The organism is Halomonas sp. DP5N14-9 (assembly GCF_019802175.1).
GTDB lineage: Bacteria > Pseudomonadota > Gammaproteobacteria > Pseudomonadales > Halomonadaceae > Halomonas > Halomonas litopenaei.
Genome location: NZ_JAHVHR010000001.1, coordinates 168084 through 193443, shown reverse-complemented (window position 1 = coordinate 193443; position 25360 = coordinate 168084). Strand labels below are relative to the sequence as shown.

General features: G+C 61.5%; 23 protein-coding genes and 1 other RNA gene. 13 read left to right on the top strand and 11 right to left on the bottom strand.

Going from position 1 to position 25360, the window contains the following annotated elements; all coding sequences use genetic code 11:
- Positions 1-16: 16 nt before the first annotated feature.
- The 4 genes from araD1 to KUW00_RS00880 form a co-directional block, all read right to left on the bottom strand.
- The gene (gene araD1 / locus KUW00_RS00895) at positions 17-1006 is read right to left on the bottom strand and encodes an AraD1 family protein (RefSeq protein WP_222568021.1); all 990 of its coding nucleotides are present in this window, start codon (positions 1004-1006) and stop codon (positions 17-19) included.
- 14 nt (positions 1007-1020) lie between these two features.
- Entirely contained in the window at positions 1021-2283 is a 1263-nt protein-coding gene (locus tag KUW00_RS00890) for a TRAP transporter large permease (RefSeq protein WP_222568020.1), read from the bottom strand.
- Positions 2284-2290: 7 nt separating this feature from the next.
- Positions 2291-2794, bottom strand: coding sequence for a TRAP transporter small permease (locus KUW00_RS00885; RefSeq protein WP_222568019.1), 504 nt, complete (start codon positions 2792-2794; stop codon positions 2291-2293).
- A 72-nt stretch (positions 2795-2866) separates the two neighbouring features.
- Positions 2867-3883: a TRAP transporter substrate-binding protein gene (locus KUW00_RS00880; RefSeq protein WP_222568018.1), complete on the bottom strand. Its 1017-nt coding sequence runs from the start codon at positions 3881-3883 to the stop codon at positions 2867-2869.
- Positions 3884-4070: 187 nt separating this feature from the next.
- Between KUW00_RS00880 and KUW00_RS00875 the strand changes: the two genes are divergently transcribed.
- The 6 genes from KUW00_RS00875 (at position 4071) to KUW00_RS00850 (ending at position 11663) form a co-directional block, all read left to right on the top strand.
- Positions 4071-5600, top strand: coding sequence for a UxaA family hydrolase (locus tag KUW00_RS00875; RefSeq protein WP_222568017.1), 1530 nt, complete (start codon positions 4071-4073; stop codon positions 5598-5600).
- Between the two features lie 371 nt (positions 5601-5971).
- A complete protein-coding gene (locus KUW00_RS00870; RefSeq protein ID WP_231498553.1) occupies positions 5972-7030 on the top strand; it encodes a GntR family transcriptional regulator in 1059 nt (352 codons plus the stop codon).
- A 604-nt stretch (positions 7031-7634) separates the two neighbouring features.
- Positions 7635-8615, top strand: coding sequence for a tripartite tricarboxylate transporter substrate binding protein (locus KUW00_RS00865; protein WP_045995210.1), 981 nt, complete (start codon positions 7635-7637; stop codon positions 8613-8615).
- A gap of 10 nt (positions 8616-8625) precedes the next feature.
- Positions 8626-9096 (top strand): tripartite tricarboxylate transporter TctB family protein, encoded by a 471-nt coding sequence (locus tag KUW00_RS00860; RefSeq protein WP_222568016.1) that lies wholly within the window; start codon positions 8626-8628, stop codon positions 9094-9096.
- Positions 9097-9099: 3 nt separating this feature from the next.
- Positions 9100-10614 (top strand): tripartite tricarboxylate transporter permease, encoded by a 1515-nt coding sequence (locus KUW00_RS00855; protein WP_045995208.1) that lies wholly within the window; start codon positions 9100-9102, stop codon positions 10612-10614.
- The gene (locus KUW00_RS00850) at positions 10611-11663 is read left to right on the top strand and encodes an Ldh family oxidoreductase (RefSeq protein WP_222568015.1); all 1053 of its coding nucleotides are present in this window, start codon (positions 10611-10613) and stop codon (positions 11661-11663) included. The genes KUW00_RS00855 and KUW00_RS00850 overlap by 4 nt, the downstream gene beginning before the upstream one ends.
- Before the next feature lie 243 nt (positions 11664-11906).
- Here the strand turns inward: KUW00_RS00850 and KUW00_RS00845 are convergent, their stop codons facing one another.
- Positions 11907-12395 (bottom strand): DUF2938 domain-containing protein, encoded by a 489-nt coding sequence (locus KUW00_RS00845; protein ID WP_315901085.1) that lies wholly within the window; start codon positions 12393-12395, stop codon positions 11907-11909.
- Between the two features lie 154 nt (positions 12396-12549).
- Between KUW00_RS00845 and KUW00_RS00840 the strand changes: the two genes are divergently transcribed.
- Positions 12550-13026 carry a helix-turn-helix domain-containing protein gene (locus tag KUW00_RS00840; protein WP_315901084.1) on the top strand — a complete coding sequence of 159 codons (477 nt, stop codon included), beginning with the start codon at positions 12550-12552 and terminating at the stop codon, positions 13024-13026.
- Positions 13027-13153: 127 nt separating this feature from the next.
- On the opposite strand, the gene KUW00_RS00835 is transcribed toward KUW00_RS00840, so the two are convergent.
- Genes KUW00_RS00835 through KUW00_RS00825 form a run of 3 tightly spaced genes read right to left on the bottom strand, consistent with a single transcriptional unit; the run spans position 13154 to position 14902 of the window.
- On the bottom strand, positions 13154-13894 hold the full coding sequence (locus KUW00_RS00835) for a 16S rRNA (uracil(1498)-N(3))-methyltransferase (RefSeq protein WP_222568012.1): 741 nt from the start codon (positions 13892-13894) through the stop codon (positions 13154-13156).
- On the bottom strand, positions 13894-14436 hold the full coding sequence (gene secB, locus KUW00_RS00830) for a protein-export chaperone SecB (RefSeq protein ID WP_045990989.1): 543 nt from the start codon (positions 14434-14436) through the stop codon (positions 13894-13896). Before secB ends, KUW00_RS00835 begins: the two co-directional genes overlap by 1 nt.
- A gap of 43 nt (positions 14437-14479) precedes the next feature.
- On the bottom strand, positions 14480-14902 hold the full coding sequence (locus KUW00_RS00825) for a rhodanese-like domain-containing protein (RefSeq protein WP_045990988.1): 423 nt from the start codon (positions 14900-14902) through the stop codon (positions 14480-14482).
- A gap of 494 nt (positions 14903-15396) precedes the next feature.
- Between KUW00_RS00825 and gpmI the strand changes: the two genes are divergently transcribed.
- The 3 genes from gpmI (at position 15397) to KUW00_RS00810 (ending at position 19618) form a co-directional block, all read left to right on the top strand.
- The gene (gpmI, locus tag KUW00_RS00820) at positions 15397-16968 is read left to right on the top strand and encodes a 2,3-bisphosphoglycerate-independent phosphoglycerate mutase (protein ID WP_222568011.1); all 1572 of its coding nucleotides are present in this window, start codon (positions 15397-15399) and stop codon (positions 16966-16968) included.
- 167 nt (positions 16969-17135) lie between these two features.
- Complete coding sequence (locus tag KUW00_RS00815; RefSeq protein ID WP_045990986.1) at positions 17136-18242, top strand: murein hydrolase activator EnvC family protein; 1107 nt, start codon at positions 17136-17138, stop codon at positions 18240-18242.
- Between the two features lie 71 nt (positions 18243-18313).
- On the top strand, positions 18314-19618 hold the full coding sequence (locus tag KUW00_RS00810) for a S41 family peptidase (protein ID WP_083970169.1): 1305 nt from the start codon (positions 18314-18316) through the stop codon (positions 19616-19618).
- Positions 19619-19657: 39 nt separating this feature from the next.
- On the opposite strand, the gene KUW00_RS00805 is transcribed toward KUW00_RS00810, so the two are convergent.
- The 3 genes from KUW00_RS00805 to KUW00_RS00795 all read right to left on the bottom strand — a co-directional run bounded on the left by KUW00_RS00805 (position 19658) and on the right by KUW00_RS00795 (position 23558).
- Positions 19658-20920 (bottom strand): UbiH/UbiF/VisC/COQ6 family ubiquinone biosynthesis hydroxylase, encoded by a 1263-nt coding sequence (locus tag KUW00_RS00805; protein ID WP_222568010.1) that lies wholly within the window; start codon positions 20918-20920, stop codon positions 19658-19660.
- 254 nt (positions 20921-21174) lie between these two features.
- Positions 21175-22503 carry a 2-octaprenyl-6-methoxyphenyl hydroxylase gene (gene ubiH / locus KUW00_RS00800; RefSeq protein WP_222568009.1) on the bottom strand — a complete coding sequence of 443 codons (1329 nt, stop codon included), beginning with the start codon at positions 22501-22503 and terminating at the stop codon, positions 21175-21177.
- A 470-nt stretch (positions 22504-22973) separates the two neighbouring features.
- Positions 22974-23558, bottom strand: coding sequence for a UPF0149 family protein (locus KUW00_RS00795; RefSeq protein WP_045990983.1), 585 nt, complete (start codon positions 23556-23558; stop codon positions 22974-22976).
- Positions 23559-23790: 232 nt separating this feature from the next.
- Between KUW00_RS00795 and KUW00_RS00790 the strand changes: the two genes are divergently transcribed.
- From KUW00_RS00790 to KUW00_RS00780, 3 genes are all read left to right on the top strand, one after another.
- Positions 23791-24102, top strand: coding sequence for a cell division protein ZapA (locus KUW00_RS00790; protein WP_045990982.1), 312 nt, complete (start codon positions 23791-23793; stop codon positions 24100-24102).
- Between the two features lie 210 nt (positions 24103-24312).
- A non-coding RNA gene (gene ssrS, locus KUW00_RS00785) (6S RNA) lies at positions 24313-24497 on the top strand.
- A 3-nt stretch (positions 24498-24500) separates the two neighbouring features.
- Positions 24501-25154, top strand: a complete 654-nt coding sequence (locus KUW00_RS00780) for a 5-formyltetrahydrofolate cyclo-ligase (RefSeq protein ID WP_222568008.1) — start codon at positions 24501-24503, stop codon at positions 25152-25154.
- The last annotated feature ends 206 nt before the right edge of the window (positions 25155-25360 follow it).

Below are 25360 nucleotides of genomic sequence, written 5' to 3'. Positions count from 1 at the left end.
TCCTTGAAAATTTGCCTTAAAGCGACTCGATTACCGGCTTTGACGCTGACACGCGCTTCAGCACATTGCTCAACGGGCGCGTGGTGATATCACACTCGATACGCATTTCATCACCATCTTCAAGGGCAATATCATCACCGAAGCTCAGTACCGCGGCGCCAAAAAAGTGAACATGCAACTGGTTCGGCTGACAAAAGGTTGCATACTTGAAGTGGTGGTATTCAAGGTTACTCACCGAATGACACATGTGCTTTTCACCGCTCATGAAGGGGCGATGCCAAAGCTGTTCGCCACCCCGATGCAATGACACATTTCCCTTGATCTCCTCGGGGAGTTCGCCAACGAAGATTTCGGGACCGATGCTGCAATCGCGCAGTTTTGAATGCGCCAGATACAGGTAGTTCTGTTTTTCCGTCACATGATCGGAAAACTCGTTTGCCAGGGAGAAGCCGACTCTGAAGATTCGGCCTTGGTCATTGACGATGTAAATCCCGGCAAGCTCGGCTTCCTCCCCACCATCCAGGGCGAAGTCCGGCATCGTGATCTCGGCAAAAGGGGCGCGTAGCGTATGACCCGTGCCCTTGTAGAACCATTCAGGCTGCGCACCGACCTCGCCTGCTGCGGGCTTCCCTCCGGCGACACCCAGGTCAAACATGCGCTGAGTATCGGTGGGCTGTGCCGTCTTCGCCTCGACGTTCTCGCCTTCATGCATCTGGCTACGCGGAGCCGCGCTGCCAAGATGGGTCAGACCGGTCCCGGTCAACAGCAGGTTGGCAGGCTCGGGGTGGGTGATCGGTGCGCGAAGACGGCCCTCGCTGATGGCCTCGTCGTAGGACAGGGTGGCATCCGTGCGAAATTCGGACAGCACAGCGTCCAGCTTACGCTCCTGGTTCGCCGCATGAAGCGCAATGGTGTAGAGAGGTTGTGCCAGCAGTTCAAGCTCATCGCCGTTGACGATAGCCGCAACGACCTCGTTACTATCGTTTACCACTTGTACAATATGCATGAATATCTACCTTGTTAATTAATAAACGCAAGGGAAAAGCCAGGAATATAAGTAATAACCAGCAGCGCAAGCAGCAGCACCAGGAAGAAGGGAAGCGAGGACCTCAGGAATTGCAAGGTATTCAGCCTGGCGATATTACAGCTCACGAACATCAGCACCCCGAGAGGCGGAGTGATCTGCCCGATCAAGAGATTGAAGAGCATGATGACGCCGAAATGGACGAGACTGATATCCAGAGCGTTCAGCAGCGGAATCAAGATCGGAACGAGGACGATGATCACGGCGATGGTTTCCATGAACATGCCGATAACCAGCAACGCAAGGTTAAGCAGCAACAGCACCATCAACGGATCGTCCGTCAGCCCTGTAATCCATGTAACCACCTCCTGCGGCGCTTGCAGAATGCTCAGCGACCAGGCCAAGGGGGCCGAGGCAGCGATAATAATCAGGATGGAAGCAGCTTCACGAGATGTTGAGACAAGCAGCCCGCCCATATCCTTCCAGCTTAATGTCTTGTAGACAAACTTTCCGACGAAGAAGGAATACGCGACAGCGACAGCGGCAACTTCGGTAACCGTAAAGATCCCCATCCGAAAGCCGACGATGATCAGCACGGGCATCAGTAGCGCCCATACCGACTTCTTGAAGTAGCTGGCCACGCGAGAACGTTGGAAGCCTTCATCCTTCGGGTATTGCTTGACGACGCTGATACCGGTGATAAGAAGGGTCAGCAGCAGGGCGATCAGAAGGCCTGGCAAGATGCCCGCAATGAAAAGATCGCCGATGGAGATATTGGCCTGCCAGCCGTACACCACCATCAGGATCGAAGGCGGAATGATCGGCGACAGCGTGGCAGAAGAGGCGGTCAGCGCAACCGAGAATCCCCGATCGTAGCCGTTTCGCTCCATCTGCGGGACCATGACCCGCGTGGTGGCTGCACAGTCGGCAAGAGAAGACCCGGAAATGCCCGCCATCAAGACGCTGGAGAGAACGTTGACGTGGGCGAGCCCGCCTCTCAAGTGGCCTACCAGCGACCGTGTAAAGTCAAAAAGCCGTTCGCTGATGCCACTCTTGTTCATGATGCCGCCGGCGAGCATGAACAGCGGTATTGCCAACAGTGGAAAGGATTCGACCCCGGAAGAAACCCGCTGAGCCAGAACATTCAGCGGAATATCCAGAGAAATAATGGATACGACAGAGGCGCCGAGCATCGCCAGGGCGATCGGCATACCAAGGAGGATCAGGGAAAAAAGTATAGCGAGTATAATAATCAGCATTTCACACCTATACATTTTCCAGGTCGGTTTCGAATGCATTGAAAGAGCATTCGACCACAGCGTTCACCATTAAATGAAAAACACTGAACACAAAGAATATCGGCATCGCATAGGCGAACCAGGCAAGCGAGATCCCCAGAATAGGAGAGGTACTGCTGGCAACCGTCTGACAGTACTCGTATCCGAGGAACGCCATGGCGCCAAGAATCACGATAGAAAGGACGAGCACTAGGGTATGTACCACACTTCTTATGCTTCTCGGCATCGCAGCTACCACTGAATCTACGGTGATATGCTGCTTTTCAGCAAAAGCCACACTGGTTCCGACAAATGTCAGCCAGACAATCAATAGTTTCGACACACTTTCGCTCCAGACAAAGGGAGCACCAAGAATGTATCGAAATGCCACCCCCAGTGTGAGAAGCAGTGCCATCACACCGAGGATCACGCCGATGGACACCTTCTCGGTCGCAAGCAGACCGCTGTTCACTTTTACGAGAAAACTAGTCATGTATCACCATTGACCAATCGCCGCCTTGCCCAGCGCGTCAACTCGGCGAGGCAAGGCGGGAGGTAGCAGTAGTTAGTTGCGATAGTTTTCAATCGCGGTCATGACGCGACGATAGTCTTCTTCACCCCAGCGATCGACCAGGTTTTCCCTGGCTTGCACTGCGGCTTCCTCGAAGGAGGCACGGTCGATATCTTCGATGACGTTGATGTTGCCACCCGCACGAAGCTCTTCGAGCATGGAACCTTCACGCTCGGTCTGCAGCTCGTAGTTCTCCTGGGCAAGCTCTTGAACGACCTCTCGGAGAATTTCCTGATGGCTTTCCGACAGTGACTCGAACTTCTGCGAGTTCATCAGGACAACCTGGCTCTGCAGCATGTGCCTGCTCATGACCAGTTGATCCTGAACTTCATAGAACTTGCGGGAATAGATGGTGGGAATCGGATTCTCCTGTCCATCGACAGTCCCCTGCTGGAGCGCCAGGTAGACCTCGCTGAACGGAATCGGGGTGGGTGAGGCGTCGAAGGCTTTTACCATTTCTACCCACGCCGGCGACTCGGGCACGCGCACCTTGAGGCCCTTCATATCTTCGACGCTATGCACCTCATCACCGTTGAAGGTGAGGTTGCGCCAGCCCCAGTACCAGGTCTTTGCCAGAGGTACCAGGTTATGCTGCTCCTTCAGCTCGTCAAAGATCGGCTGATAGGCCTCCCCCTCGAGGATATGCCTTGCTTCATCCCAGCTCTGGAAGATGAAAGGCGCGTTTGAAATCTCCATCGCGGGGAGAAGCGTACTGGCACCGGAGTACCCCGGCACGACAATGTCGATGGAGCCGTTCTTGGACTGCTGGAGCAGCTGTACCTCGGAACCTAGCTGCTCACTCGGGAAGACCTGAACCTTGAGCTCGCCATCGGTCCTTTCTTCTACCCGTTCGCCCAGCTCACCCAGCAGTTCATAGCTAGCTTCACCAGGATTGAAAGTGTGGCCAAGTCGCAGCGTGGTCGCTGCGTGAGCGGTACCAGCGGCAAACACCATGGCGCCTGTTGAAAGCGTAAAGGTTGCAGCGGTCAATAATGCTTTTGCTTGTTTCATCGAGTCACCTGTTGTCGCTGTTTTTTATCGGCCCTGGTGAGGGCGACCGGGCAGCATGCGGGGCCAAAGCTAAAGCAAATGATCATTGCGCGCAATGATCATTTTGTGAGACTATAGTCTAATCGCCACGATTGCCAAAGCTGATAGGCTTTCCGCCAGTTTGTGATTTCTCTTCCAGAGGCCGTCCATGCAGCTAATTAACAACACGCCTGCTGTCATTCGTTTGCATCCCCAGGACAATGTCGGGGTCGCCACTCGTGCCCTGCCGAAAGGTATGCCGATTGACGACGATTCGAACCTGTCCTTGCAGAATATTGACGCGGGCCACAAGGTTGCCTTGAAGGCAATCGCTGCTGGCGACAGCATCACCAAATATGGCCAGGTCATCGGCAACGCCAGCAGTGATATCGCTCAGGGCGAGCATGTGCATACGCACAACGTTTCGATGCTCGAGCGGACCACTTCTCTGGAAGGATTTTCGCCGGCAGCGATGACCAACGCCGACGAGAGCGAGCGGAATTTCAATGGTTATCTACGCTCGGACGGCCAGACGGGAACAAGAAACTATATTGGCATCCTCTCCACGGTGAACTGCTCGGCAACGGTCGCAAAGATGGCCGCAGAACAGCTCAATGCATCCGGAGAGGTCGAAGCCCTGGGCTATGACGGCGTCGTTCCGGTAACCCATGGCTCCGGCTGTGCCATGAATACCGAAACAGAAGGCTTCGCCTTTCTGGAGCGCGTCATCGCAGGCTATGCAAGACACCCGAACTTCGCCTTCGTGTTGATCATTGGACTCGGCTGCGAGACCAATCAGGTCAAGCAATTGGTGGAAAAATCGGGATTGACCGATACATCTCGTCTCTACTACTTCAACATCCAGGATGTTGGTGGCACCAGGGCAAGTATCGAACTGGCGCGCGACAAGATCCTCGATATGGCCCGTAGCCATCCAAGAGCCGAGCGCCAACCCAGCCCTCTCAGCAACCTTACCGTAGCGCTTCAGTGCGGCGGTTCAGACGGCTACTCGGGCATCACCGCGAACCCGGCCCTCGGGCACGCTGCGGACCTCATCGTCAAGCATGGTGGGAGCGTGATCCTCAGCGAAACTCCCGAAATCTATGGCGCCGAGCATCTTCTCCTGGATCGAGCCATCAGCAAGGACGTGGCAAGCAAGCTCCTGGATCGCATCGCCTGGTGGAAGCACTACACAGAGATCAATGGCGCCGAGCTGAATAACAACCCGTCTCCGGGAAACAAGGCCGGAGGTCTGTCGACGATCCTGGAAAAATCGCTGGGTGCCGTCGCCAAGGGCGGATCGACCAGTCTCAACGACGTACTTGAGTATGCCCAGCCACGCACGCAGCCGGGGTTCAATTTCATGGACAGCCCGGGCTACGACCCGGTATCGGTGACAGGGCAGATCGCATCCGGTTCCAATATGGTGTGCTTCACGACGGGACGAGGTTCGGTATCAGGCTACAAGCCGGCTCCGTCCATCAAACTCGCGACAAATACCGCCATGTATGAACGCATGTCCGAAGACATGGATATCAACTGTGGCGTTATCGCTGACGGCATGGCGAGTGTCGAAGAGGTCGGCGAGATGATCTTCGAGCGGATCATCGCGGTCGCATCGGGCGAATCCAGCGCTAGCGAAACCCTGGGGTATGGCAACAATGAGTTCGTCCCGTGGATGGTCGGCGCCGTGACCTAGGCCGACGCCTTGACTGCAGCGGCCATGGGTCACGGACACCAGCGCAACGAAAGCTTGCCGCGAGTGCCCCCTGCGCGTGACGGCGGTACGCAGCAGGCAGGGGATGCACGTCTCGCCGATGCAGTCCTTTACGCTAGCCGGCCAGGGTATTGCGGGCCCCGGGGGGCCAAGGCCAAATGGGTCGAGGACAGTCTGTCCGACGACGAAAAGACCGCCCCTGCGAGGCCCGATGCCAGGCGATCAGTCTTACAGCGCTCGGCTTCAGGCCCTTTGGCGCTAGCGGTAGGCAAGCCGACGAACAATGATCTGAGCCAAGCGAATACGGTTTCTTGAAGGGTAGACCCCTCCATTGACACTATCGCCATCTCATCATGGCAAGCTTCAAGCGCAAGGCCGGAAAACCACCACAACAAAAGCTAAAAAGAATTGTTGCGACACGGTATTGGAGAGTCGAGATGGGTACGCTAAAGGATCAGCTCTACCACATATTAACCGAGAGCATGGAAAGCGGTAGCCTCGAAACGGGGCTTGTTCTGCTGGAAAGTAATATTTCCGAGCTTTTCAAGATTAGTCGGTCCCCTGTGCGTCAGACGCTGGAACGGCTTCACAATGAAGGAAAGATCAGCCGCTTTGATGGCAGGGGCTACCTGGTGGGGAGTCAGCCTTCTGACGTTATCAGACGCCAACTCACCGAGAAGGACTTCGCACAATCCAGCGGAAAGATGGCGGTCCGCCGGACCGACTCCTGGCGAAAGTTTGCCGAAGAAATCGAACGCGATATCGTTCTCTGCTCCATGCTAGGTCGTATGGAGCTAAACGAACTAAAACTGGCAAAGTTTCTCGATGTTAGCCGAACCACGACTCAAAAGATTCTACTTCACCTTCAGTCCCTGGGTGTTGTTGAAAACAACAAGTACAGTAGCTGGACAGTGGTACCACTGGATGATGACAGACTGCATCAGCTATACGAGGCTCGACAACAGCTTGAGCCCTTCATGATCGCCCAAGCCACCGAAAAACTGCCCAGTGCCGATATCAAACGCTACATTGACCGGCTCGATAGCGCAGAAAACCAATACCCGAACATCCGGGGAGAGCTTCTCGACGAACTGGAAAACGACCTGCATCAACATGCCATGATAGCGGGGGGTAACGATGAAATCGTTACCATGCTTCAACGTACCCGCCCCATCCTCTTGATAAGCAAACACCTTCTCGGGAGCAAGATCGACTTTCCTCAGAGCGATCCCTTCTTTGACGAGCATCGCGAAGTTTTCAGTTTGATGCTTTCGCGGAAGCCGACTCAGGCTCGCCATTCCCTGTTCAAGCATCTCACGGCGTCAGAGTCCAAGGTACAGCATCGTTTGGAGCAGTTTCGCGATAACCCGGAAGTCGATATCCCGGAATATCTTCGCAGCCCCGGCGGATAGAGAAGTCATTGCTGTAGGGGCTTGGCCGACGACGAATTATCTTTGACAAGCAGCGTCTACCAATGCCAGGTGCCCTGCCCCCACTCGGCACCTGGCTCTCGCGCACCTGTAGGGGACCTCCTTGTAGGCTTGCTACCGCCATGCTCCTCCAACCAGGTTCGCCATGCATCGGGTCGTTTTCTATTCCGGATTTGCACTAACAAAGGCAATTCCTAGACGGCGATGACTCTTGTCTACCCTCCCTTATCGCCGTCATCTTTCTGGCGATCTGAGCCGCTGGTGGCCAACAAGAGTCCACCATTGTGTCTGTCGGTCAGGGTAGAGCAATAGTCCCCACCGCCAACCGGCACCTCTCACAACCATCTGTTATTGAATGTTTTTATAGTCTTTTCTGCCTCTCTACGGCCTCGCCACGGGTATCTTTTTCTTGGCCGACCCGAGCACTTATCGCCTTTTCTTCCGCGTGAATCCGTGGCTCACAAAAGAGCCCTTTTTCGGCCGGGAACTAAACTAAAGTCTAAAAAACGTTCATTGTACGCAATGAACACAGCATGCTAGATTCGTTACTCCCTACAATCCATAATTAGACGATCCAGGCATGCCAATGAAAGCCATAATCAACACAAAAACCGTCAAGACCGTCACCGCAACGCTGTTGCTCGCAGCCTCCAGTTCTGCCTTTGCTGCCTATCCGGAAAAGCCCATCACCATCATCGTCCCCTGGGCGGCCGGTGGAGGCACAGACGCCACCGCGCGGACCATTGCCACCGCACTCGAAGAAGAGCTTGGCCAGACGGTCAACGTCGTCAACCGCACAGGCGGCAGCGGCGTCGTCGGTCATAGCGCCATGGCCACGGCTCGCCCCGATGGCTACACGCTGGGCCTGGTGACTGGCGAGCTCAACATGATGCACTGGCAGGGGCTGACCAACCTGACCTACGAAGACTACACCCCAATCGGGCAGATCAACTTCGACTACCCGGGGATTCAGGTCCGCGCAGATGCTCCCTATGAGTCTCTGGAAGACCTGGTAGCAGCCATCCGGGAAGAACCCAAGGGAACCTTCCAGGCGTCCGGTACCGGTCTGGGGGGCGTCTGGCACCTGGCCTTCGCCGGTTTCCTGATGGATCAGGGTATGGAAGCTGACCGCGTCACCTGGATTCCCAGTCAGGGCGCCGCACCGGCCATGACCGAACTTGCCGCTGGCGGCCTGGAGATCGTTCCGAGCTCTGTTCCTGAAGCACGTTCGATGATCGAAGCGGGACGTGCCAAGAGCCTGGGTGTGATGGGACCGGAGCGCATCGAGAGCTTCCCTGACGTTCCGACTATCCAGGAGGCGATCGGCAGCGACTATCTTGTCGGCGAATGGCGCGGCATTGCTGGGCCAAAGGGAATGGATCCCGAGGTCGTCGCTACGCTGGAGACCGCACTGGAAGCAGCTTACAACAGCGATACCTATCAGGACTTCATGTCCCAGCAGGGGTTCGGCACCGAGTGGCGTAACGCGGAAGAGTTCGGCCAGCTGATGGTCGAGATGGACGCGGTCTACGGTGAGATCATCGAGAACGTCGGTCTGGGCAAGTAAGGATTGCTAGATGAGAGATTTCATCTTGGGGCTAGCCTTCATGCTGTCGGGCTGCATCGTCATCTATGTAGCCCAACAGTACCCGACGATGGCTAGCCTGCAATTTGGGCCATCTCTGTTTCCCTCCCTCATTGGGGGAGGGTTTCTTATAGGTGGTTTGTTCCTTTCGGTAAAGCAGGTCCCCATTTTAAAGACGCAGTATGCCAGCAACACTCCGGGCAATAACCGGCCGCTTCCTATCCGGTCGCTCCTGGCGTCACTTCTTCCCTGCGTGATGATTATTTTCTATATCCTCACCAGTGAATTCCTGGGCGCAGCGGTTAGCCTCGCCGTTGGTATTTTCGTTCTTATGCTTTCCAGGAAGGCTTCGCTTCTTCTATCCCTGGCCGTATCCATACTCGCATCACTAACCATATATTTTATTTTCTCCACCTACCTAATGATTCCCCTTCCCGAAGGGTTGATGAGATTCTGGGGATAAGTCATGGATACCATTCTTCTAGGGTTACAGCTAGTCTTCAATGTCGAGACCTTGCTCGTCATTCTAGCCGCCTCCGTCTTTGGTGTTTTCGTCGGTGCGGTACCAGGTCTTACGGCTACCATGGCGGTTGCCTTGCTGGTACCGATCACCTTTTACATGGATCCGGTTCCGGCTATCGCGGCGATCGTGACCACATCTGCCATGGCGATATTCTCCGGCGACATTCCTGCGACCTATCTGAATATTCCTGGAACACCATCCTCCGCTGCCTATGTAGGTGACTCCCACCTTCTGGCGCGGTCCGGACGGGCCCGGGAAACCCTTGGCGTCAACCTGGTTTGCTCGGTATTTGGTGGAATCTTCGGCACCATTATTCTTGTCTTCGTTTCTCCGTCACTGGCGGAGGTCGCTCTTCAGTTCAGTTCATTTGAGTATTTCTGGCTGGCCTTGCTGGGTTTGAGCTGCTCGATCTTTATCGCTATCGGCTCCAGGGTAAAGGCCTTCCTGTCATTGATGATCGGCCTTCTCTTGTCCACTGTCGGGCTGGACATGATGAGTGGTGCTCCTCGTTTTACCTTCGGCATCCCGGACCTCATGGCCGGGATCAACTTCATACCGGTCATGATCGGCATGTTCGCGCTCAACGAGTTGATGCTCTTCTATGGTTCACGTGGCGATGGTAGAGCAATGCCGTCGCTCTCCAAGGATAGCGTCTTCAGCCAAGTTCCAGGACACCTGAAGGCCTACTGGCCCAACATGTTTCGCGGAGGATCGATCGGTACCCTGATCGGGGCGCTCCCTGGCGCCGGTGCCGACATAGCCGCCTGGATTTCCTACGCCGTGGGCAAAGGTCGCTCAAAGCAAAAGGAGGCATACGGGACGGGCCATATTGAAGGCATTGTCGATGCCAGCTCCGCCAACAACTCTGGCATCAGCGGCGCCTGGGTGCCGGCTTTGGTGTTCGGCATCCCGGGAGACTCCATCACGGCCATCGTCATCGGGGTGCTGTACATGAAGGGCATGAACCCCGGCCCCACCATCTTCATGGATGGCAGTGGGTTGATCTATGCGCTTTTTGTCGTCTTTTTCCTGGCTAACCTGGTGATGCTGCCCATTGGATATGCCGCAATACGGTCGGCAAAAGTATTTATCCTGACGCCAAGGAAGGTACTTATGCCGATTATCCTATGCTTCTGCATCGTTGGCGCATTTTCGATCAACAATTCGATTACCGATGTCTGGATCATGCTTATTATCGGCGCGGTGGCATCGATCCTGGCGAGGTGCGATTTCCCGATGGCGCCTGCCATCCTGGGGCTGGTGTTGGGCACTACCCTGGAAAATAACTTCATGAGCTCCATGCTCAAGAGCAATGGCGACCTGCTGGCCTTCTTTTCACGCCCGATCAGCGCAGGGCTAGGCGCCCTCGTCATTCTGCTGTGGCTCTCGCCGTTGCTGACCATGGCCTACAAGAAGTTCAAGCACGCCAACTCCAACAAGGCACAGGAATTATCATGAGACGCTATACGACACCGTGGTTGGAAGATGTCCTGGTGACACTTTTCAGAGAGGCCGGCGCATCCGAAGAAGTCAGTCGGACGACCAGCAGCATCCTCATCGAGGGGGACCTGCTGGGACACCATACCCATGGGGTAAAACTGGCCAACGGCTACCTCAAGGACTTGAAGTCCGGCCATGCACGTGGTGATGCGTCGCTGCTCGAATCCCGCCAGATCAGCCCTGTGGCGGCTGCCTACGACGGACACTATATCCTCGGCCCTTACCTGGTCCAGAAGGCGCTTGAGCAAAGTGCTGATGCGGCCAGGACGTCGGGGATCGGTATCGTCAGCATCAAGCGATCCCACCACATTGCCTGCCTGGCCTCCTATCTGAAGCCCTTCGTCGACCAGGGTCTGATGCCGATCATCATGACGTCTGACCCGGCGGTAAAGTCGGTGGCGCCATACGGGGGGCTCGAGCCAGTCTACACACCCAACCCGATCGCCATGGGAATCCCGAGCCGAATCCAGCCGATCATGCTGGACGTCAGCATGTCCACCGTCACCAACGGCAGCGTGGCCAAGGCCAGGGCCGAGGGCTCAAGGCTCGATCATCCGGTCATCCTCAGCAACCAGGGGGTCGTCAGCGACAACCCTGAAGATTACTTCACGGATCCTCAGGGCAGCATTCTCCCGCTTGGTGGGCGCGAGTTTGGCCACAAGGGCTTTGCCATGGGATTGATGGTTGAGGCACTGACCTCGGCTCTTGGTGGCTTCGGACGCAAGGACGATCCAAGTGGGTGGGGGGCCTCGGTGACCGTCATGGTGATCGATCCGGCACTATTTGCAGGGAGCAGCGACTTCCTCGACGAAACCGACCACCTGGTCGAAGCCTGTCTGCAAGCCAAGCCCGTTGACCCCGAACGTCCTGTGCGACTGCCAGGCCAATCGGGGCTCAGGCGTCGCACCGAGTTTCTCGATCAGGGCATCCCGCTTCCCGGCGAAGTGGTCGCAGAGCTTCGCAGCGCCATCGAGGATTCGTCATTGAAAGGAACCCTGGACGTTTGAGCCATCAAGGCTGACCGCAATGCTGCGCCAGGGACGAATGAACCAGGGCGTTGTCCCTCGTCCCGGCTTCCTGGATAGCCCGGCTCACATAAGCCCGGCTCACATGAGCCGGGCTATTCACGAGAGGCTATTGGCGTCCTGCGGGGGAAAGGCTGGACAACCACGCCCAGTCAGAATGTAAGCGCTCACTAGCACGAATTTGCACGCCGGTATTGCAGAGCTCAGGCGCTCGTCGTACGCGCCCTAGAAGGCGAGCACGCCCCCAAGCCCGGATACCCAAAGGCCAATACCAAAGCTTGCGTGCGCCGTCAGGCTGCGAAGCCTGGCGATGTTTGGCCGAGGCGTCCTGCGTGCGGCGATGCCTGCGCCCAACCCCGGTTGCAGCACCAGAAACGGGGCGAGCACCGTCACCACACCGAACACCAGCGCGGGCACGAACACCGGTCGTTGCAGCCAATCCGATCCGACAAGTACCAGAAACACCAGGGCGAACACCACGCCCGTCAGATAGTGAAACGTCCACCCCAGCGCCGCCTCTGCGCGTATCGGTGCGCTTCCCGAGATGGGCCGATGGACGACAGTGCCTCCCGCCAGGTGACCCAGCCAGCGCCCCACCAGGGCGTAGTCCAGGGAGGGAATGCCGAGTACCCGGCGCTGCACCAGCGCGACGACATCCATGAAGGCGGTCGCCCCCACGCCAAGCCAAAGGACATCAACCAGAAGTTCTGCCACTGCACTACTCCTTCAGCAAAGAGAGCTCGCTGCCGAGCCGATCGAAGAGAAACGCATCCTGAGGCTGAAGAGACGGCAACGTCGCGCGCTCTCTTGCAGATTCAGGCAAAGCCGAAGTAGCTTACGACCTCAAGTAAACTTGAGGTCAAGCGCCGTGCTCGACATCTCCGAGGTCTCCCGGCAAAGCGGCGTCGCCGCGTCGAAACTGCGCTATTACGAAGAGATCGGGCTGATCCGTTCGATCGGACGTAGTGGGCTGCGGCGGGTCTTTGCAGCGGACGTGCTGTCACGCCTGTCGCTGATCGCCCTGGGACAGGCAGCCGGGTTCTCGCTGGCCGAGATAGGCGACATGCTTGGCCGGGAAGGCAAACCCGACATCGACCGCGAAAGACTGGGTGCCAAGGCGGACGCCCTGGACCGGCGCATCAAGCAATTGAGCGCGATCCGCGATGGCCTGCGCCATGCCATGACCTGCACCGCACCCCGCCACCTGGAATGCCCCACCTTTCAGCGCCTGATGCGCATCGCGCTTGCCAGGCAGTCAGCGCGGGGGCCTGGGCGACAAGGGGCGAATGGAGCGAAAGAGGCGAGAACCCAGCATGGACGAACAAGACTGAAACGAGATGGCTGAACGGATCTCTGCCACTAGCGCAAAAAAGGCCCGACTCCTCGAAACAGGAGCCGGGCCTTTTTCGACACGCGGATCAGGACGCCGGATCGGGTCAGCCGGGACAACGCCGACCGCCTAAAGTAAGCACTCACATATCCCCAAAGCGTGATTGCAGAAGCGTCAGCGCGACCACCGGGGCAGTTTCGGTACGCAGGACCCGTGGCCCCAGGGTCAGCGCCGCAAATCCTTGTGCCGTCGCCGCCTCGACCTCGCGGGGGGACAGGCCACCCTCGGGGCCGATCAGCACGCAGGCGCTGGCGACATGCTCGGCGCGCTCGAGCACGCCTGGCGTACCCGGGTGGAGCACCAGCCTGAGCGCCTCGTCACGCTGGCCCAGCCACTCGCTCAGCGCCTGCGGGGCCCTGACCTCGGGCACCGTGGCGCGGCCGCACTGCTCGCAGGCGCTCACCGCCACCGCCTGCCAGTGGGCCAGCTTCTTTGCCTCACGCTCGCCCTTGAGGCGCACATCGCCGTGCTCGGTGTACAGCGGAGTGATCGCGGCGACGCCGAGCTCCACCGCCTTCTGGATGGCGTAGTCCATGCGATCACCCTTGGAGATCGCCTGCCCGAGATGGACGGACAAGGGCGATTCGCCGTTTCCATCGCGCACTTCGAGTATGTGAACGCTTACTTTCTTGCGATCGGACTCGGAGATGTCGGCACGGGCTTCGCGACCCTGACCGTCGAACAGCACCAGGGAATCACCGGGCTTGAGCCGCAGCACGCGCCCCACATGTCGCGCGGCTCCTTCGGGCAGAACGACGTCGCCGCCGGCGACAAGCGCGGCGGCGACGTGGATGCGGGGGCCCTGGAAGGCGGCGTCGCTCATCAGTGGGCGGTCGGCGCCTGCTCGCCCTGGGCAGTGCCCTGAGCATCGCCCTGCTCGGCCTCGCGGCGCTTCTTCTGGGCGTAGAGCGCCTCGAAGTTGACCGGTGCCAGCATCAGCGGCGGGAAGCCGCCACGATTGACCAGGCTGTCGACACACTCGCGGGCGTACGGGAACAGCACGTTGGGGCAGAAGGCACCCAGGGTGTGGTCGAGCTGGTCACCTTCGATGCCGGTGATGCGGAACAGGCCGGCCTGTTCGATCTCGGCCAGGAAGCAGGTGGTGCCGCTCTCGCTGTGGGTGACCTGGGCGGTGACCTTGATCACCACCTCGAAAAGGCCGTCGGCGACCTTGGTGCTGCGGGTGTCCAGGTCGAGGCCGACCTTGGGCTTGAACGGCTGACCGAAGACGCCAGGTGAGTTCGGCGCCTCGAAGGAGATGTCCTTGACGTAGATGCGCTGCAGCGAGAACTGCACCTGCGGCTTTTCCTGATCCTGCTGACCGGCGGCCTGGGCGCCAGCGTTCTGGTTGTTGTCGTCTGCCATGAGAAAGATCCTTGAATCGGGTAATCAGAAATCGTGCGGACGGTCACTTCTTGACGATGGGCAGGTTATCGGTCTGCCACTGGGTCATGCCACCCTTGAGCTTGAACACGCGCTCGAAGCCAGCCTTCTTGAGCTTGGCCGCCACGGCACCTGAGCTCTGGCCGTGCTTGCACACCACCACGATGGGCGAGGCCTTGACCTTGTCGAGCTCGTTGATACGGGAATCGAGGCTGCTCTGGGGAATGTTGCGAGCGCCGGCGATGTGTCCCGCCTTGAAGTCGTTCTTGTCGCGAACGTCCAGAATTACCGCGTCTTCGCGGTTGACCATCTGGGTCGCTTCGCTGGTGGTGACGCCACCGGCGTTGGCGTTGCGCAGCTCATACAGCAGCCAGGCCGTCAGCACGGCCAGGAAGGCAGCCACCAGCAACGGGTGATTCTGCACAAATTCGAACAGCTGATCGATCATGGGGTCGGCTAACTCTCGTCGGATGCAAAAATGGTGGTGGCCTGGGTGGCGAAATCGGCGTCCATGGCCTTTGTTACAAGATCTATGTCACAAGACCGGTGCCTCAAGGCCGGTGTTGCGAGTCCAGTCTACAGACCGGACGACGCGAGACGCAGGTACGTTGCCCGCGCTCGATCACCGCTACCCGCCGCAGGGCGGCCAGTATACACGACTCGGGGGCGATGCCGCCTGCCTCCGGACACTGCCTCGTCGGGTCAATGACGACCGCTGCCAGCGTGCGATATGATGCCGCAAGGAGGATCGTGTCGCGAGCCTGAAACCGCAAGCCACGAGACTCACGAAGACGCGCCGATCTTATTGTCGGGCGCGCTTCCCGAATCGCCAGGCACCAGCGTTTACCCACGACACCCCAGGACATCCGGCGACGACGCCAGGCGTCGAGCGCCAACAAAAGGATGCCGGGCGAGGTCATCTTGAGCTAGAGGCAATTCCTCATGACGGATACTGCGACCGCACCGCGCCCGGTGGCGCTGATCATCCTCGACGGCTATGGACACAATGAAGACGCCGCGTCCAACGCCGTCGCCGCCGCCGACACCCCCAACATGGACCGCCTGTGGCAGCAACGCCCGCACACCCTGATCCACACCGATGGCCGCCACGTGGGCCTGCCGGACGGTCAGATGGGCAACTCCGAGGTCGGTCACATGAACCTCGGCGCCGGGCGCATCGTCTACCAGGACTTCACCCGTATCACCAAGGCCATCGAAGACGGCGAGATCGACGACAATGCCGTGCTGACCGCGCCCATCGACGCGGCGGTGAAGGCGGACAAGGCGGTCCACCTGCTCGGCCTGCTGTCCCCCGGTGGCGTTCACAGCCACGAGGATCACCTGCTGGCGGTGGCCGAGATGGCCGCGCGGCGTGGCGCCAAGCGCATCTACCTGCACGGTTTCCTCGACGGCCGCGACACCGCGCCCAAGAGCGCCAGAGCCTCCATCGAGCGCGCCAACGCCAAGCTTGCCGAGCTGGTGGGTCAGGACAACGGCTTCGTCGCCTCGATCATCGGCCGCTACTTCGCCATGGACCGCGACAACCGCTGGGACCGCATCGAGAAGGCCTATCGCCTGATCACCGAGGGCCATGGCGAGCACCAGGCCGAGAGCGCCGAAGCCGGCCTCGACGCCGCTTATGAGCGTGGCGAGACCGACGAATTCGTCGCCGCCACCAGCGTGCGCCCGAACGGCAAGCCAGTCGCTGCCGAAGACGGCGATGCCGTGCTGTTCCTGAATTTCCGCGCCGACCGCGCCCGCGAGCTGACCCGTGCCTTCGTGCTCGAGGACTTCGACGGCTTCAACCGTCAAGTACAGCCGACGCTGGCCGCCGACGGCCTGGTCATGCTGACCCAGTACGCCGCGGATATTCCCGCGCCCTCGGCCTTCCCGCCTGCGGACCTGAACAACACCCTGGGCGAGGTCATGGAGACGCGCGGCAAGACCCAGCTGCGCATCGCCGAGACCGAGAAGTACGCCCACGTCACCTTCTTCTTCTCCGGCGGCCGCGAGAAGGAATTCGAGGGCGAGAAGCGCGAGCTGATTCCTTCACCCCAGGACGTCAAGACCTACGACGAGAAGCCCGAGATGAGCGCCTTCGAGCTCACCGACACCCTGGTCGACGCCATCGACGGCGGCAGCTTCGACCTGATCATCTGCAACTACGCCAACGGCGACATGGTCGGCCATACCGGTGACTTCAACGCCGCCAAGGCCGCCATCGAGGCGGTGGACAAGTGCGTGGGTCGGGTGGTCGAAGCGATCGAGCGCGCCGGCGGTGCCTGCCTGATCACCGCAGATCACGGCAACGCCGAGCAGATGGTGCACCCCGAGACCGGCAACCCCCAGACTGCGCATACCACCTTCCCGGTGCCGCTGGTGTACGTGGGCAGCCGCGAGGCCCGGCTAAAGGACGGCGGTCGCCTGTGCGACCTGGCGCCGACCCTGCTGACCATGATGGGCGAGTCGGTGCCGGAGGAGATGACCGGCGAGGTACTGATCGAGCTGTCGTGAGACCTCTGCGCACCGCAGCCCCAGTCGCGCCATCGAGGCGCCAGCCCGGCAGCTGCCCACCACCACGTACGACGCCGCCCCGCCCGGGGCGGCGTTGTGGGTTTGTCCGCGCGGCTGTCGCCCTGGGCGCAGCGGTCCTGTGGCTGGGTGGCCTGCCGCTCACTCCTGTGACACAGGCCGGCCTGCCGCTCGCTCAGGCCAGTCCCAGCGAGCAGCAGGCCAGGCAAAGGCTCGACGCCATCGGCGAGCGTATTCAAGAGGCCAGTCAGCGCCTGGCCAGCACCGATAGCGCCCGCGACCAGGCCAGCGAGGCCCTGCGCGAGGTGGAAACGGCACTGGCCGAGACCCACCAGCGCCTGGATACGCTGCAGGCCGAACGCCGCCGGCTCGATCAGGAGATGGCCGAGCTTGCGCATCGCCGAGAACTGATGGAAGCCGAACGCCGGGAGCAGCGGGCAGCCCTGGGTCGTCAACTCGATGCGCTCTATCGCATGGGCCTGACACCACAGTTGAAGCTGCTGCTGAATCAGGACGACCCTGCACGACTGGACCGCCTGCAGGCCTATCTCAACCATCTTGCCGACGCCCGCAACGAGCGCCTCGATCTGCTCGCTGAACTGGACCAGCGTCTGGATGACAACCGCCGCGAGCTCGAACACCGCAGCGAGGAGCTGGCTTCCCTGGAGGCCGATGTGGCGGCCCGTAGCCAGGCCCTGGCCAGGCAGAGCCGCGAGCGCCAGGCGCTGGTGGCGCAGCTCGACCAACGCTACGACACCGAGGCCTCGAAGCTGGCCTCGCTGGACCAGGACCGGGCCCACGCCGAGCGGGTGCTGCGCGAAGTGCAGGAAACCATGGCACGGCTCGAGCGCCCGCCGCCGTCCACCGCCATCGAGCGCACCCGAGGCGACCTGCCGTGGCCGGTGCAGGGCATGATGCTGTCGCGCTTTCGCGAATCCCGCGGCGTCCACCGCAACGGCATCCTGATTCAGGCGCCATCCGGGACTTCGGTCGAAGCGGTTCACCCCGGCCGGGTGGTGTTCGCCGACTGGATGCGCGGCTTCGGCAATCTGCTGATCGTCGACCACGGCGACCAGGTGATGACCCTCTACGCCCACCTGCAACGCTTCGAGACGGAGGTCGGCAGCCGTGTGGAGCGTGGCCAGACACTGGGCCGCGTCGGCGTCAGCGGAGGCCGCGACGCTCCGGGGCTGTATTTCGAGGTACGCCGAGGCGGAGACCCCATCGATCCTGGTGGCTGGATCGCGCGGCGCTGAGCACACGCCATTTTCAACCATCCGGCCTAAGGCTATGCTTGAACCTTGCCCCTACGTCGAGCGGAGACCGCATGACCGAACCCCGAGCCGCCCACCGTCCCTCGCGCCTCAAGACACTGACCGGGACTTGCCTTGCGTGGTGCCTCGCCGCGACCCTGGCCTGGCCTTCGCTGGCCAGCGCCCAGGCGACCGACGATGATCTGCCGATCAGCGAGATCCAGGCCTTCTCCGAGGTGTTCGAGCGGATCAAGCGCGGCTACGTGGAAGAGGTCGATGATGCGACCCTGCTCAAGAACGCCATGCGCGGCATGCTCTCGGAGCTGGACCCCCACTCCAGTTACCTCGACGCCGAAGCCTATCGCAACCTGCGGGAGACCACCGAAGGCGAGTTTGGCGGGATCGGCATCGAGGTCGGGCTCGACGACGGCCAGCTGACGGTGATCTCGCCGATCGACGACACCCCGGCCGAGCGCGCGGGACTACAGGCTCAGGACGCCATCCTGCGCATCGACGAGACCCCCACCGATCGGCTATCCCTGCAGGAAGCGGTGGACATGATGCGTGGCGAGCCAGGCACCGAGATTCGCCTGACCGTGGTCGGCGCCGGCGATGGTGCTCCACGTGAGGTCACCCTGGCCCGGGAAATCATCCGTACCGACAGCGTGAAGAGCGACATCCTCGAGCCCGGCTACGGCTATCTGCGCGTCAGTCAGTTTCAGGCCCGCACCGGCGAGCAGGTAGAGGATGCCCTGACCGAATTGCGCGACCAGGGGGCCCTGTCAGGCATCGTGCTGGACCTGCGCAACAACCCCGGCGGCGTACTGCAGTCGGCGGTGGACGTGGCCGACGCCTTCCTCGACCGTGGCCTGATCGTCTACACCGAGGGGCGCCTGTCCGATAGCGACATGCGCTTTTCGGCAACCCAACGCACCGCGGCGCCGGACGTGCCGCTGGTGGTGTTGATCAACGGCGGCAGCGCCTCCGCTGCAGAGATCGTCGCCGGCGCCCTGCAGGACCAGCGCCGAGGCGTGGTGATGGGCACCGAAAGCTTCGGCAAGGGCTCGGTGCAGCAGATCATGCCGCTGGGCAATGGTGAAGGGCTCAAGCTGACCACCGCGCTCTACTACACCCCTAACGGTCGCTCGATCCAGGCCCAGGGCATCGAGCCCGACGTCGAGGTCGTGCGCGGCCGGCTCGAGGTCGCCGATACCAGCAACCTGCGCATTCGCGAGTCTGACCTGGAAGGACACCTTGGCGATGGTGGAGATCGCGCCGGCAGCCGCCGCAGCGATCGGCTGGACGGCGACTACCAGTTGGGCGAGGCACTGAATCTGCTGAAGGCGCTGAACGTGATCAGTCAGCGCGACACGCGCTAGGCCGGGCGACTAGGCCCCGGCCTGCACTCTGCCTGCCCCCTAGCGACAGCTAAGCGGCAGGCGCCCACGTGAGCCGGTGGCCTGCTGCATGATCAGGCGCTTGATCGGAGATAACCGGTCGACGCCGGAAAGCCCCAGGTTGCGCGCCAGCGTCAGGCCCGGGTGGCGGCTGCCGAACAGACGCCGAAAGCCTTCCATCAGCACCAGCATCATGGCGTTATCGCCACGCCGACGTCGCTCATAGCGTGCCAGCAGGCTCGGGCCGCCAGGTGCTACACCACGACGGCGTCCGTTCAGCAACTCTTCGGCCAGCACCGCCGCATCGAGAAAGCCCAGATTCACCCCCTGGCCGGCCAGGGGATGAATGCTGTGAGCGGCGTCGCCGATCAGCGCAAGCCCCGGCAGGTGGTAGCGCTCGGCGTGTCGCTGGCTGAGCGGAAAACTCCTGGCCTCATCCAGCACCTCCACCGCACCCAGGCGATGATCCAGCGCCTCGGCCATGGCCTGGCCCAGCGCCGCCGGCGAGAGTGCCGCCAGACGCTCGGCTTCCTGCGGGGTAGTGGACCAGACGATCGAGCAGTAGTGGCTGTCTCCCGCCACCGTCAGCGGCAGGAAGGCCAGGGGGCCGGTGGCCAGAAAGGCCTGACGGGCTACACCGCCGTGACGCCGCTCGGTCTTCACCGTGGTCACCAGCGCGCACTGTCCGGTGTCCTGTTCACGTACCGCTATCCCGGCCAGCTCGCGCAGCGGTGACCGTGCACCGTCGGCGCCGACCACCAGCGGGGCTGCCAGCACGCTGCCATCATCCAGGGTCACCCGCCGACGCACTGCGCCGTCGTCCAACGCCACCACCTTGCGACCATGCAGGCGTTGCACCTGAGGCAGCCTCGACAGTTCGGCTTCCAGCGCCGCCAGAATCACATCGTTCTCGACGATATGGCCAAGCACCGGCACCCCGGCCTGATCGGCGCGGAAACCGACCTCGCCGGAGCCGTCGGCGTCCCACACCTGCATGGCGGTGTAGGGCGTGGCGCGCCAGGCGTCGATGCGCGGCCAGGCACCGAGGCCTTCCAGCAACCGTCGAGACACCGGGGTCAGGGCGCTGACGCGGGGGGCCGGCACACTGCCCGGCAGGTCATCCGAGTCCAGCGGACCCGGACGCGGGTCCACCATGGCGACCGTCCAGCCTTCCCGTGCCAGCAGCACGGCCAGTACGGCACCTACCATGCCGATGCCGGCGATCACCACATCGACTCCCTTCGGCGCTGCCTTGGCGGCTGAACCCTCTGCCTGCTCCTTCATCGGCGTCTCGCTCTCCCAGTCTTCCTGACGATCACTGACTCGCTTGAACCACGTGCGTTTGCGGATTCGCCCTCAGGGGTCCTTTGCGGATTCGCCCTCAGGGTCGCGGCAACGCAGCGCACCCAGTGTACCGCCAAGGGCAATCCTATGCTCGACCGCCAGGCTTTCAGGGTCAGTGCCTGAAGTCTGCCTGACGCCACGGGAAGGCTCTGTGGGCTAGATGACACCAACGGGCCAGGGTTGCCCCTACCCAGTTATCGTTCGCTGCCCATGGCCCGCCTGGCGAGGCCCCGCCTCAGCGGTCCTGCGAGGTTCAGGCCAATCAGTCCCGCGGCACGGGCGTGGGACAGCAGTGGCTGGTCGATGCCGAACAGCCGAATCAGGCCGTCGCTGAAGCGCACCACGTTGCGCTGGTCCGCTTCGCGGCGTCGCTCGAAGGCGGCCAGGGTCGCCGCGCTGCCAGGCGCCTGGCCGGCCTCGAGCCCTTGCTCGATGGCCTCGACCAGGTCGATCACCCCTCGCAGCGCGAGGTTGAAGCCCTGGCCCGCCACCGGGTGCAGAGCATGTGCGGCGTTGCCCAGCACCGCCAGCCCCGGCCGTGTCGTCTCCCGCGCGGTGACCAGCGACAGCGGGTAAACGTGGCGCTGGCCGACCTTGACGAAGGCGCCGGCTCGATCGCCAAAGGCGGCCTGCAGCTCTTCGAGAAAGGCGCGGTCCGACAATGCCAGACGGCGCTGTTCGCTGCCCTTTTCATGGGTCCACACCAGCTCCATGGCCTGTCCCGGCAGCGGCAGCAGCGCCATCGGGCCTTGCCGTGTGAAGCGCTCGTAGGCAACGCCCTGGTGGGGGCGCCCGACCGCGACATTGGCGATCATTGCCACCTGATCGTAGGGGGCCGCATCGCTCTCGATCCCCAGCGCCTCCTTGAGGCCAGAGCGACCGCCGTCGGCCAGCACGGTCAGGCCGGCCTCCAGCACGCTGCCGCTGGACAACCACAGACGATGGCCTGCGGCCACGGGTTCGATACGCTCCACCCGAGCCGGACAGTGCCAGTCGAGCGGCAGTTCGGCCAGGCGGCGGTGCAGCACCCGCCCCATCCAGGCGTTGGGTACCACGTAGCCGAGCGCCTCGACGCCCATTTCGTCGGCACGCAGGCGCGTCGCACCAAGGCGCCCCTTCTCACTGACATGGATCAGCGAGATCGCGCTGGCCTTCGCGGCCATGGCCGACCACACCCCGAGGCGCGAAAAGTGCGCGGCGGACCCCGCCGCAATGGCGCTGGCGCGGGCGTCGAAGCTTGGCTGCCAGGCGTCGTCTTCTCCCGCCGAAGGCGCCGCTTCCTGCGGCGACGGTGCGAGCGGTGCCATCGGTGCGGCCTCGACCACCGCGACCTTTAGGCCGGAATGTTCGATCAATTCCGCCAGGGCCGTCCCCAGGCTCGCCCCCACCAGCCCCCCGCCGATGATCGCCACGTCGACCCGCTCGACCGCTTGGCCACCTTCCTGGCAAGACGCCTGAGGGGCGTTCGCTGAAAGGCGGCTTGCCGTTGGTTCCACAGTGCTCTCGGGGGTGTCTTGCGGCATTACTGTATTCCTGTAATAACTTTACGTAATCAAGCATTTATTAGCGTGCTAGTTGGCTATAAAACCACCAACTGCCCTGACGAAACAGCACCCTGATTTATACCTCAACCACCAGCATCCCTCCCTTACAGGACCTGTGACACGACACTCTTCTGGAAAATTGGCGCACCCATGTGCGCGGTAATCCGACGATCATCCGGTCCACGACGACCCGATCCACGACTACCCGGTCGTCGACCAGCGGCGGCGAGAAGAGTCCAACACACCAGAGGCACGCACCGATGAGAAAGGTGTGATCGCCGAGAAAGGCATGATCGCCACGGACAGGTCAGCGGTCGATTCGCCAGCGACCCGAGTCCAGAAGTGCGCTGCCGGATCGATCACACCATCCAGCATAGCAGGCTCTGGCGACGGGAAAAGGAGGGAAAAATCCCGAACTTTGCAGGCATCGTTCGGGACTTTGGCAAGCGTCAGTGGGTGGTGGGAGGCGTCTCGTCGACCTGCTCGACCTGCGGGGTGCCAGGGTGCTGTTCGGTATAGAGCAGCATCGCCGCCATGCGGGCGTGTTCGGTCAGGGCAAAGAGGTCGTTTTCATTCTCGGCGCTGTCGTCGATATCGGTCTCGATGGCGGCCAAACCCGCGAGATCCTCGATGGCCTCCCTGAGCGGCTCGGACCACTTCTTTCTGGGCGCGTCGCCTGCATCCTCCACCACTTCGAGAAAGCCGAGGGTCCACTCCTTGAGGCCCTGGGCACGCTCGGCCAGCGAGAACATCTCGTCAGGCAGCAGCGGTTCGAAGTTCAGCTCAGTGCTGGCCAGAGCGTCCAGGGTCTGGCGGCGCCAGCCGAGCAGGCGTTCGGCGCTGGGCTCGTCTCTGGGCTGGTCGACCCCGAGGGTCAGGCAGACCTCCTCGAGCCAGGCCTCGGCGGTGAGGTCGTGCAGGCCGAGTGCCGCGCACAGGCGCCCGTCGAGAAAGGCCGGCGACTGCATGCTGCCATGCAACAAAAAGGTGTCGGCGATGGTGGAGAAGTCCTGGCGTTCGTTGATCAAAGACATGATGATATCCGCTGAAGAAGAGGTTCAGGGTGGCAATACCGCGGCGCCCCCGGGGTGACCAGAAGCCGCTTGCCAATGGCATCGGTAAGCGCCGTCGGTGCTCCCGTCTTGAGGTGTCGCGTTGACCCCCCGCTGAAGGCTCTCTTATAGTGACTCGCAATCGATCCCCGATGGTAACGCATCCTGCCCGTTCGGCGCTGCGTTAGCCAAGGCCCGCCCCGGAGCCAGGCCCATGAATGACACCAAGCGGCATACCACCGACATTACGCTGCTAGAACGCCCCTACACCATCGCCTGTGCCCCCGAGGAGCAGGAGGGACTGGAGCGTGCTGCCCGCTATCTGGACCAGGCCATGCAGGGGATCCACGCCCAGGGCAAGGTGGTGGATCGGGAGAAGATCGCCATCATGGCTGCACTCAATCTGGCCCACGAACTGCTTGGCCTGCGTGACGAAAAGCGTGCAGGCGAAGCCAGTCTGAGCGAGCTGAACACCCGCCTGGAGCAGGCGCTCGCCAAGGCGCCGAGTCGCGATTCCGACGTCTGATCAAGGCTGATCAGGGCTTTCGGTACCTAAACCCGCACCACGTCCCGTACCGCCCCGGTGGTCCGCGCCCCGCCTCATCTGCGAGAGCCGTGCCAGCACCTCATCCCCTTGCTGGTGTCTCGCGACCAGCGCGCCTGGTCGACACTGCCTCCTAAAGCACTCGAAGGCATCTTCACTTTGGCGCCAGGCCCCGGTCTGGTAGCATGGAGGAGTTCCCTGGGGTGTGCGCCAGTCGTTACAGTCCCTCGAGCCTATGCGCAGTACCCAGGGGGCCAAATGCTAGCCGGGCCCGTGTGCAAGTCCGTGCGACGGAAAGCCTGACGGCTCGGCTGCGGCCACCCACCTTGAACCTATGGGTTCAAGGGCCAGAACGACAGCGGCACTCTGGGGAACCTCGAATGAACGATCTGCGCTCTTCCATTGACGCACAGATGACGCTCGGACACTTGTCACGTACCGAGCTGCGGCGCGAACTACGCCGCCGCCGCCGGGCCCTGAGCCCGCGCCAGCAGCAGGCCGCCAGCCAGTCACTATTGGCTCGCCTGCGTCGCCTTCCTGAACTGCTGAGTGCCCGTCGCGTGGCGCTCTACCTGCCCAATGACGGGGAGATCGATCCTCGCCCCCTGCTCGACTGGCTACGCCAGCGGCGCGCCCAGGCCTATCTTCCGGTGCTGCGCCCCCTGAGCGACAATCGCCTGTGGTTCGTCCGCTACGACGAGCACACCCCCATGGTCGCCAATCGCTTCGGCATCAGCGAACCCTGCAGCCGTCACGGCGCCCATCCGTCGCGCCGTCTGCCGCCCTGGGCGCTGGACGCCATCCTTCTACCGCTGGTGGGCTTCGACGACGCCGGCCAGCGCCTGGGCATGGGTGGAGGCTTCTACGATCGCACCCTGGCCTTCGCCCATCCCGACAGCGGACAGGGCGGCCCCAGGCCACGCCTGATCGGCCTGGCCCATGACGTCCAGCGTGTCGAACGCCTGCCGGTGGCCTCCTGGGACGTGCCGCTGAACGCCATCGTCAGTGATCAAAGAGTGATCCGCCCTGCCTGAAACGCCTCCGGCCGCCCCTGAGGGCGGCCGGAGTTGGATCTATGCCGATGTCGTGACCATGGTGCCTGGTGCCTCAACCTCCCACCAGCGCCTGGGCGTAGCCGGTCGCCACGACTCCCAGGCCGAACACCAGCACCAGTGACATGATCAGATCGGGCTTGCGTTTCATTCCTGACTCCCTTCATACGGCCGCTTGCCGTATTGTC

Bases quoted from the DNA above. Each gene is read 5' to 3' on its own strand.
- araD1 (WP_222568021.1), bottom strand. From the start codon at position 1,006: ATGCATATTGTACAAGTGGTAAACGATAGTAACGAGGTCGTTGCGGCT.
- KUW00_RS00890 (WP_222568020.1), bottom strand. From the start codon at position 2,283: ATGCTGATTATTATACTCGCTATACTTTTTTCCCTGATCCTCCTTGGT.
- KUW00_RS00885 (WP_222568019.1), bottom strand. From the start codon at position 2,794: ATGACTAGTTTTCTCGTAAAAGTGAACAGCGGTCTGCTTGCGACCGAG.
- KUW00_RS00880 (WP_222568018.1), bottom strand. From the start codon at position 3,883: ATGAAACAAGCAAAAGCATTATTGACCGCTGCAACCTTTACGCTTTCA.
- KUW00_RS00875 (WP_222568017.1), top strand. From the start codon at position 4,071: ATGCAGCTAATTAACAACACGCCTGCTGTCATTCGTTTGCATCCCCAG.
- KUW00_RS00870 (WP_231498553.1), top strand. From the start codon at position 5,972: ATGGCAAGCTTCAAGCGCAAGGCCGGAAAACCACCACAACAAAAGCTA.
- KUW00_RS00865 (WP_045995210.1), top strand. From the start codon at position 7,635: ATGAAAGCCATAATCAACACAAAAACCGTCAAGACCGTCACCGCAACG.
- KUW00_RS00860 (WP_222568016.1), top strand. From the start codon at position 8,626: ATGAGAGATTTCATCTTGGGGCTAGCCTTCATGCTGTCGGGCTGCATC.
- KUW00_RS00855 (WP_045995208.1), top strand. From the start codon at position 9,100: ATGGATACCATTCTTCTAGGGTTACAGCTAGTCTTCAATGTCGAGACC.
- KUW00_RS00850 (WP_222568015.1), top strand. From the start codon at position 10,611: ATGAGACGCTATACGACACCGTGGTTGGAAGATGTCCTGGTGACACTT.
- KUW00_RS00835 (WP_222568012.1), bottom strand. From the start codon at position 13,894: ATGAGCGACGCCGCCTTCCAGGGCCCCCGCATCCACGTCGCCGCCGCG.
- secB (WP_045990989.1), bottom strand. From the start codon at position 14,436: ATGGCAGACGACAACAACCAGAACGCTGGCGCCCAGGCCGCCGGTCAG.
- KUW00_RS00825 (WP_045990988.1), bottom strand. From the start codon at position 14,902: ATGATCGATCAGCTGTTCGAATTTGTGCAGAATCACCCGTTGCTGGTG.
- gpmI (WP_222568011.1), top strand. From the start codon at position 15,397: ATGACGGATACTGCGACCGCACCGCGCCCGGTGGCGCTGATCATCCTC.
- KUW00_RS00810 (WP_083970169.1), top strand. From the start codon at position 18,314: ATGACCGAACCCCGAGCCGCCCACCGTCCCTCGCGCCTCAAGACACTG.
- KUW00_RS00805 (WP_222568010.1), bottom strand. From the start codon at position 20,920: ATGAAGGAGCAGGCAGAGGGTTCAGCCGCCAAGGCAGCGCCGAAGGGA.
- ubiH (WP_222568009.1), bottom strand. From the start codon at position 22,503: ATGCCGCAAGACACCCCCGAGAGCACTGTGGAACCAACGGCAAGCCGC.
- KUW00_RS00795 (WP_045990983.1), bottom strand. From the start codon at position 23,558: ATGTCTTTGATCAACGAACGCCAGGACTTCTCCACCATCGCCGACACC.
- KUW00_RS00790 (WP_045990982.1), top strand. From the start codon at position 23,791: ATGAATGACACCAAGCGGCATACCACCGACATTACGCTGCTAGAACGC.
- KUW00_RS00780 (WP_222568008.1), top strand. From the start codon at position 24,501: ATGAACGATCTGCGCTCTTCCATTGACGCACAGATGACGCTCGGACAC.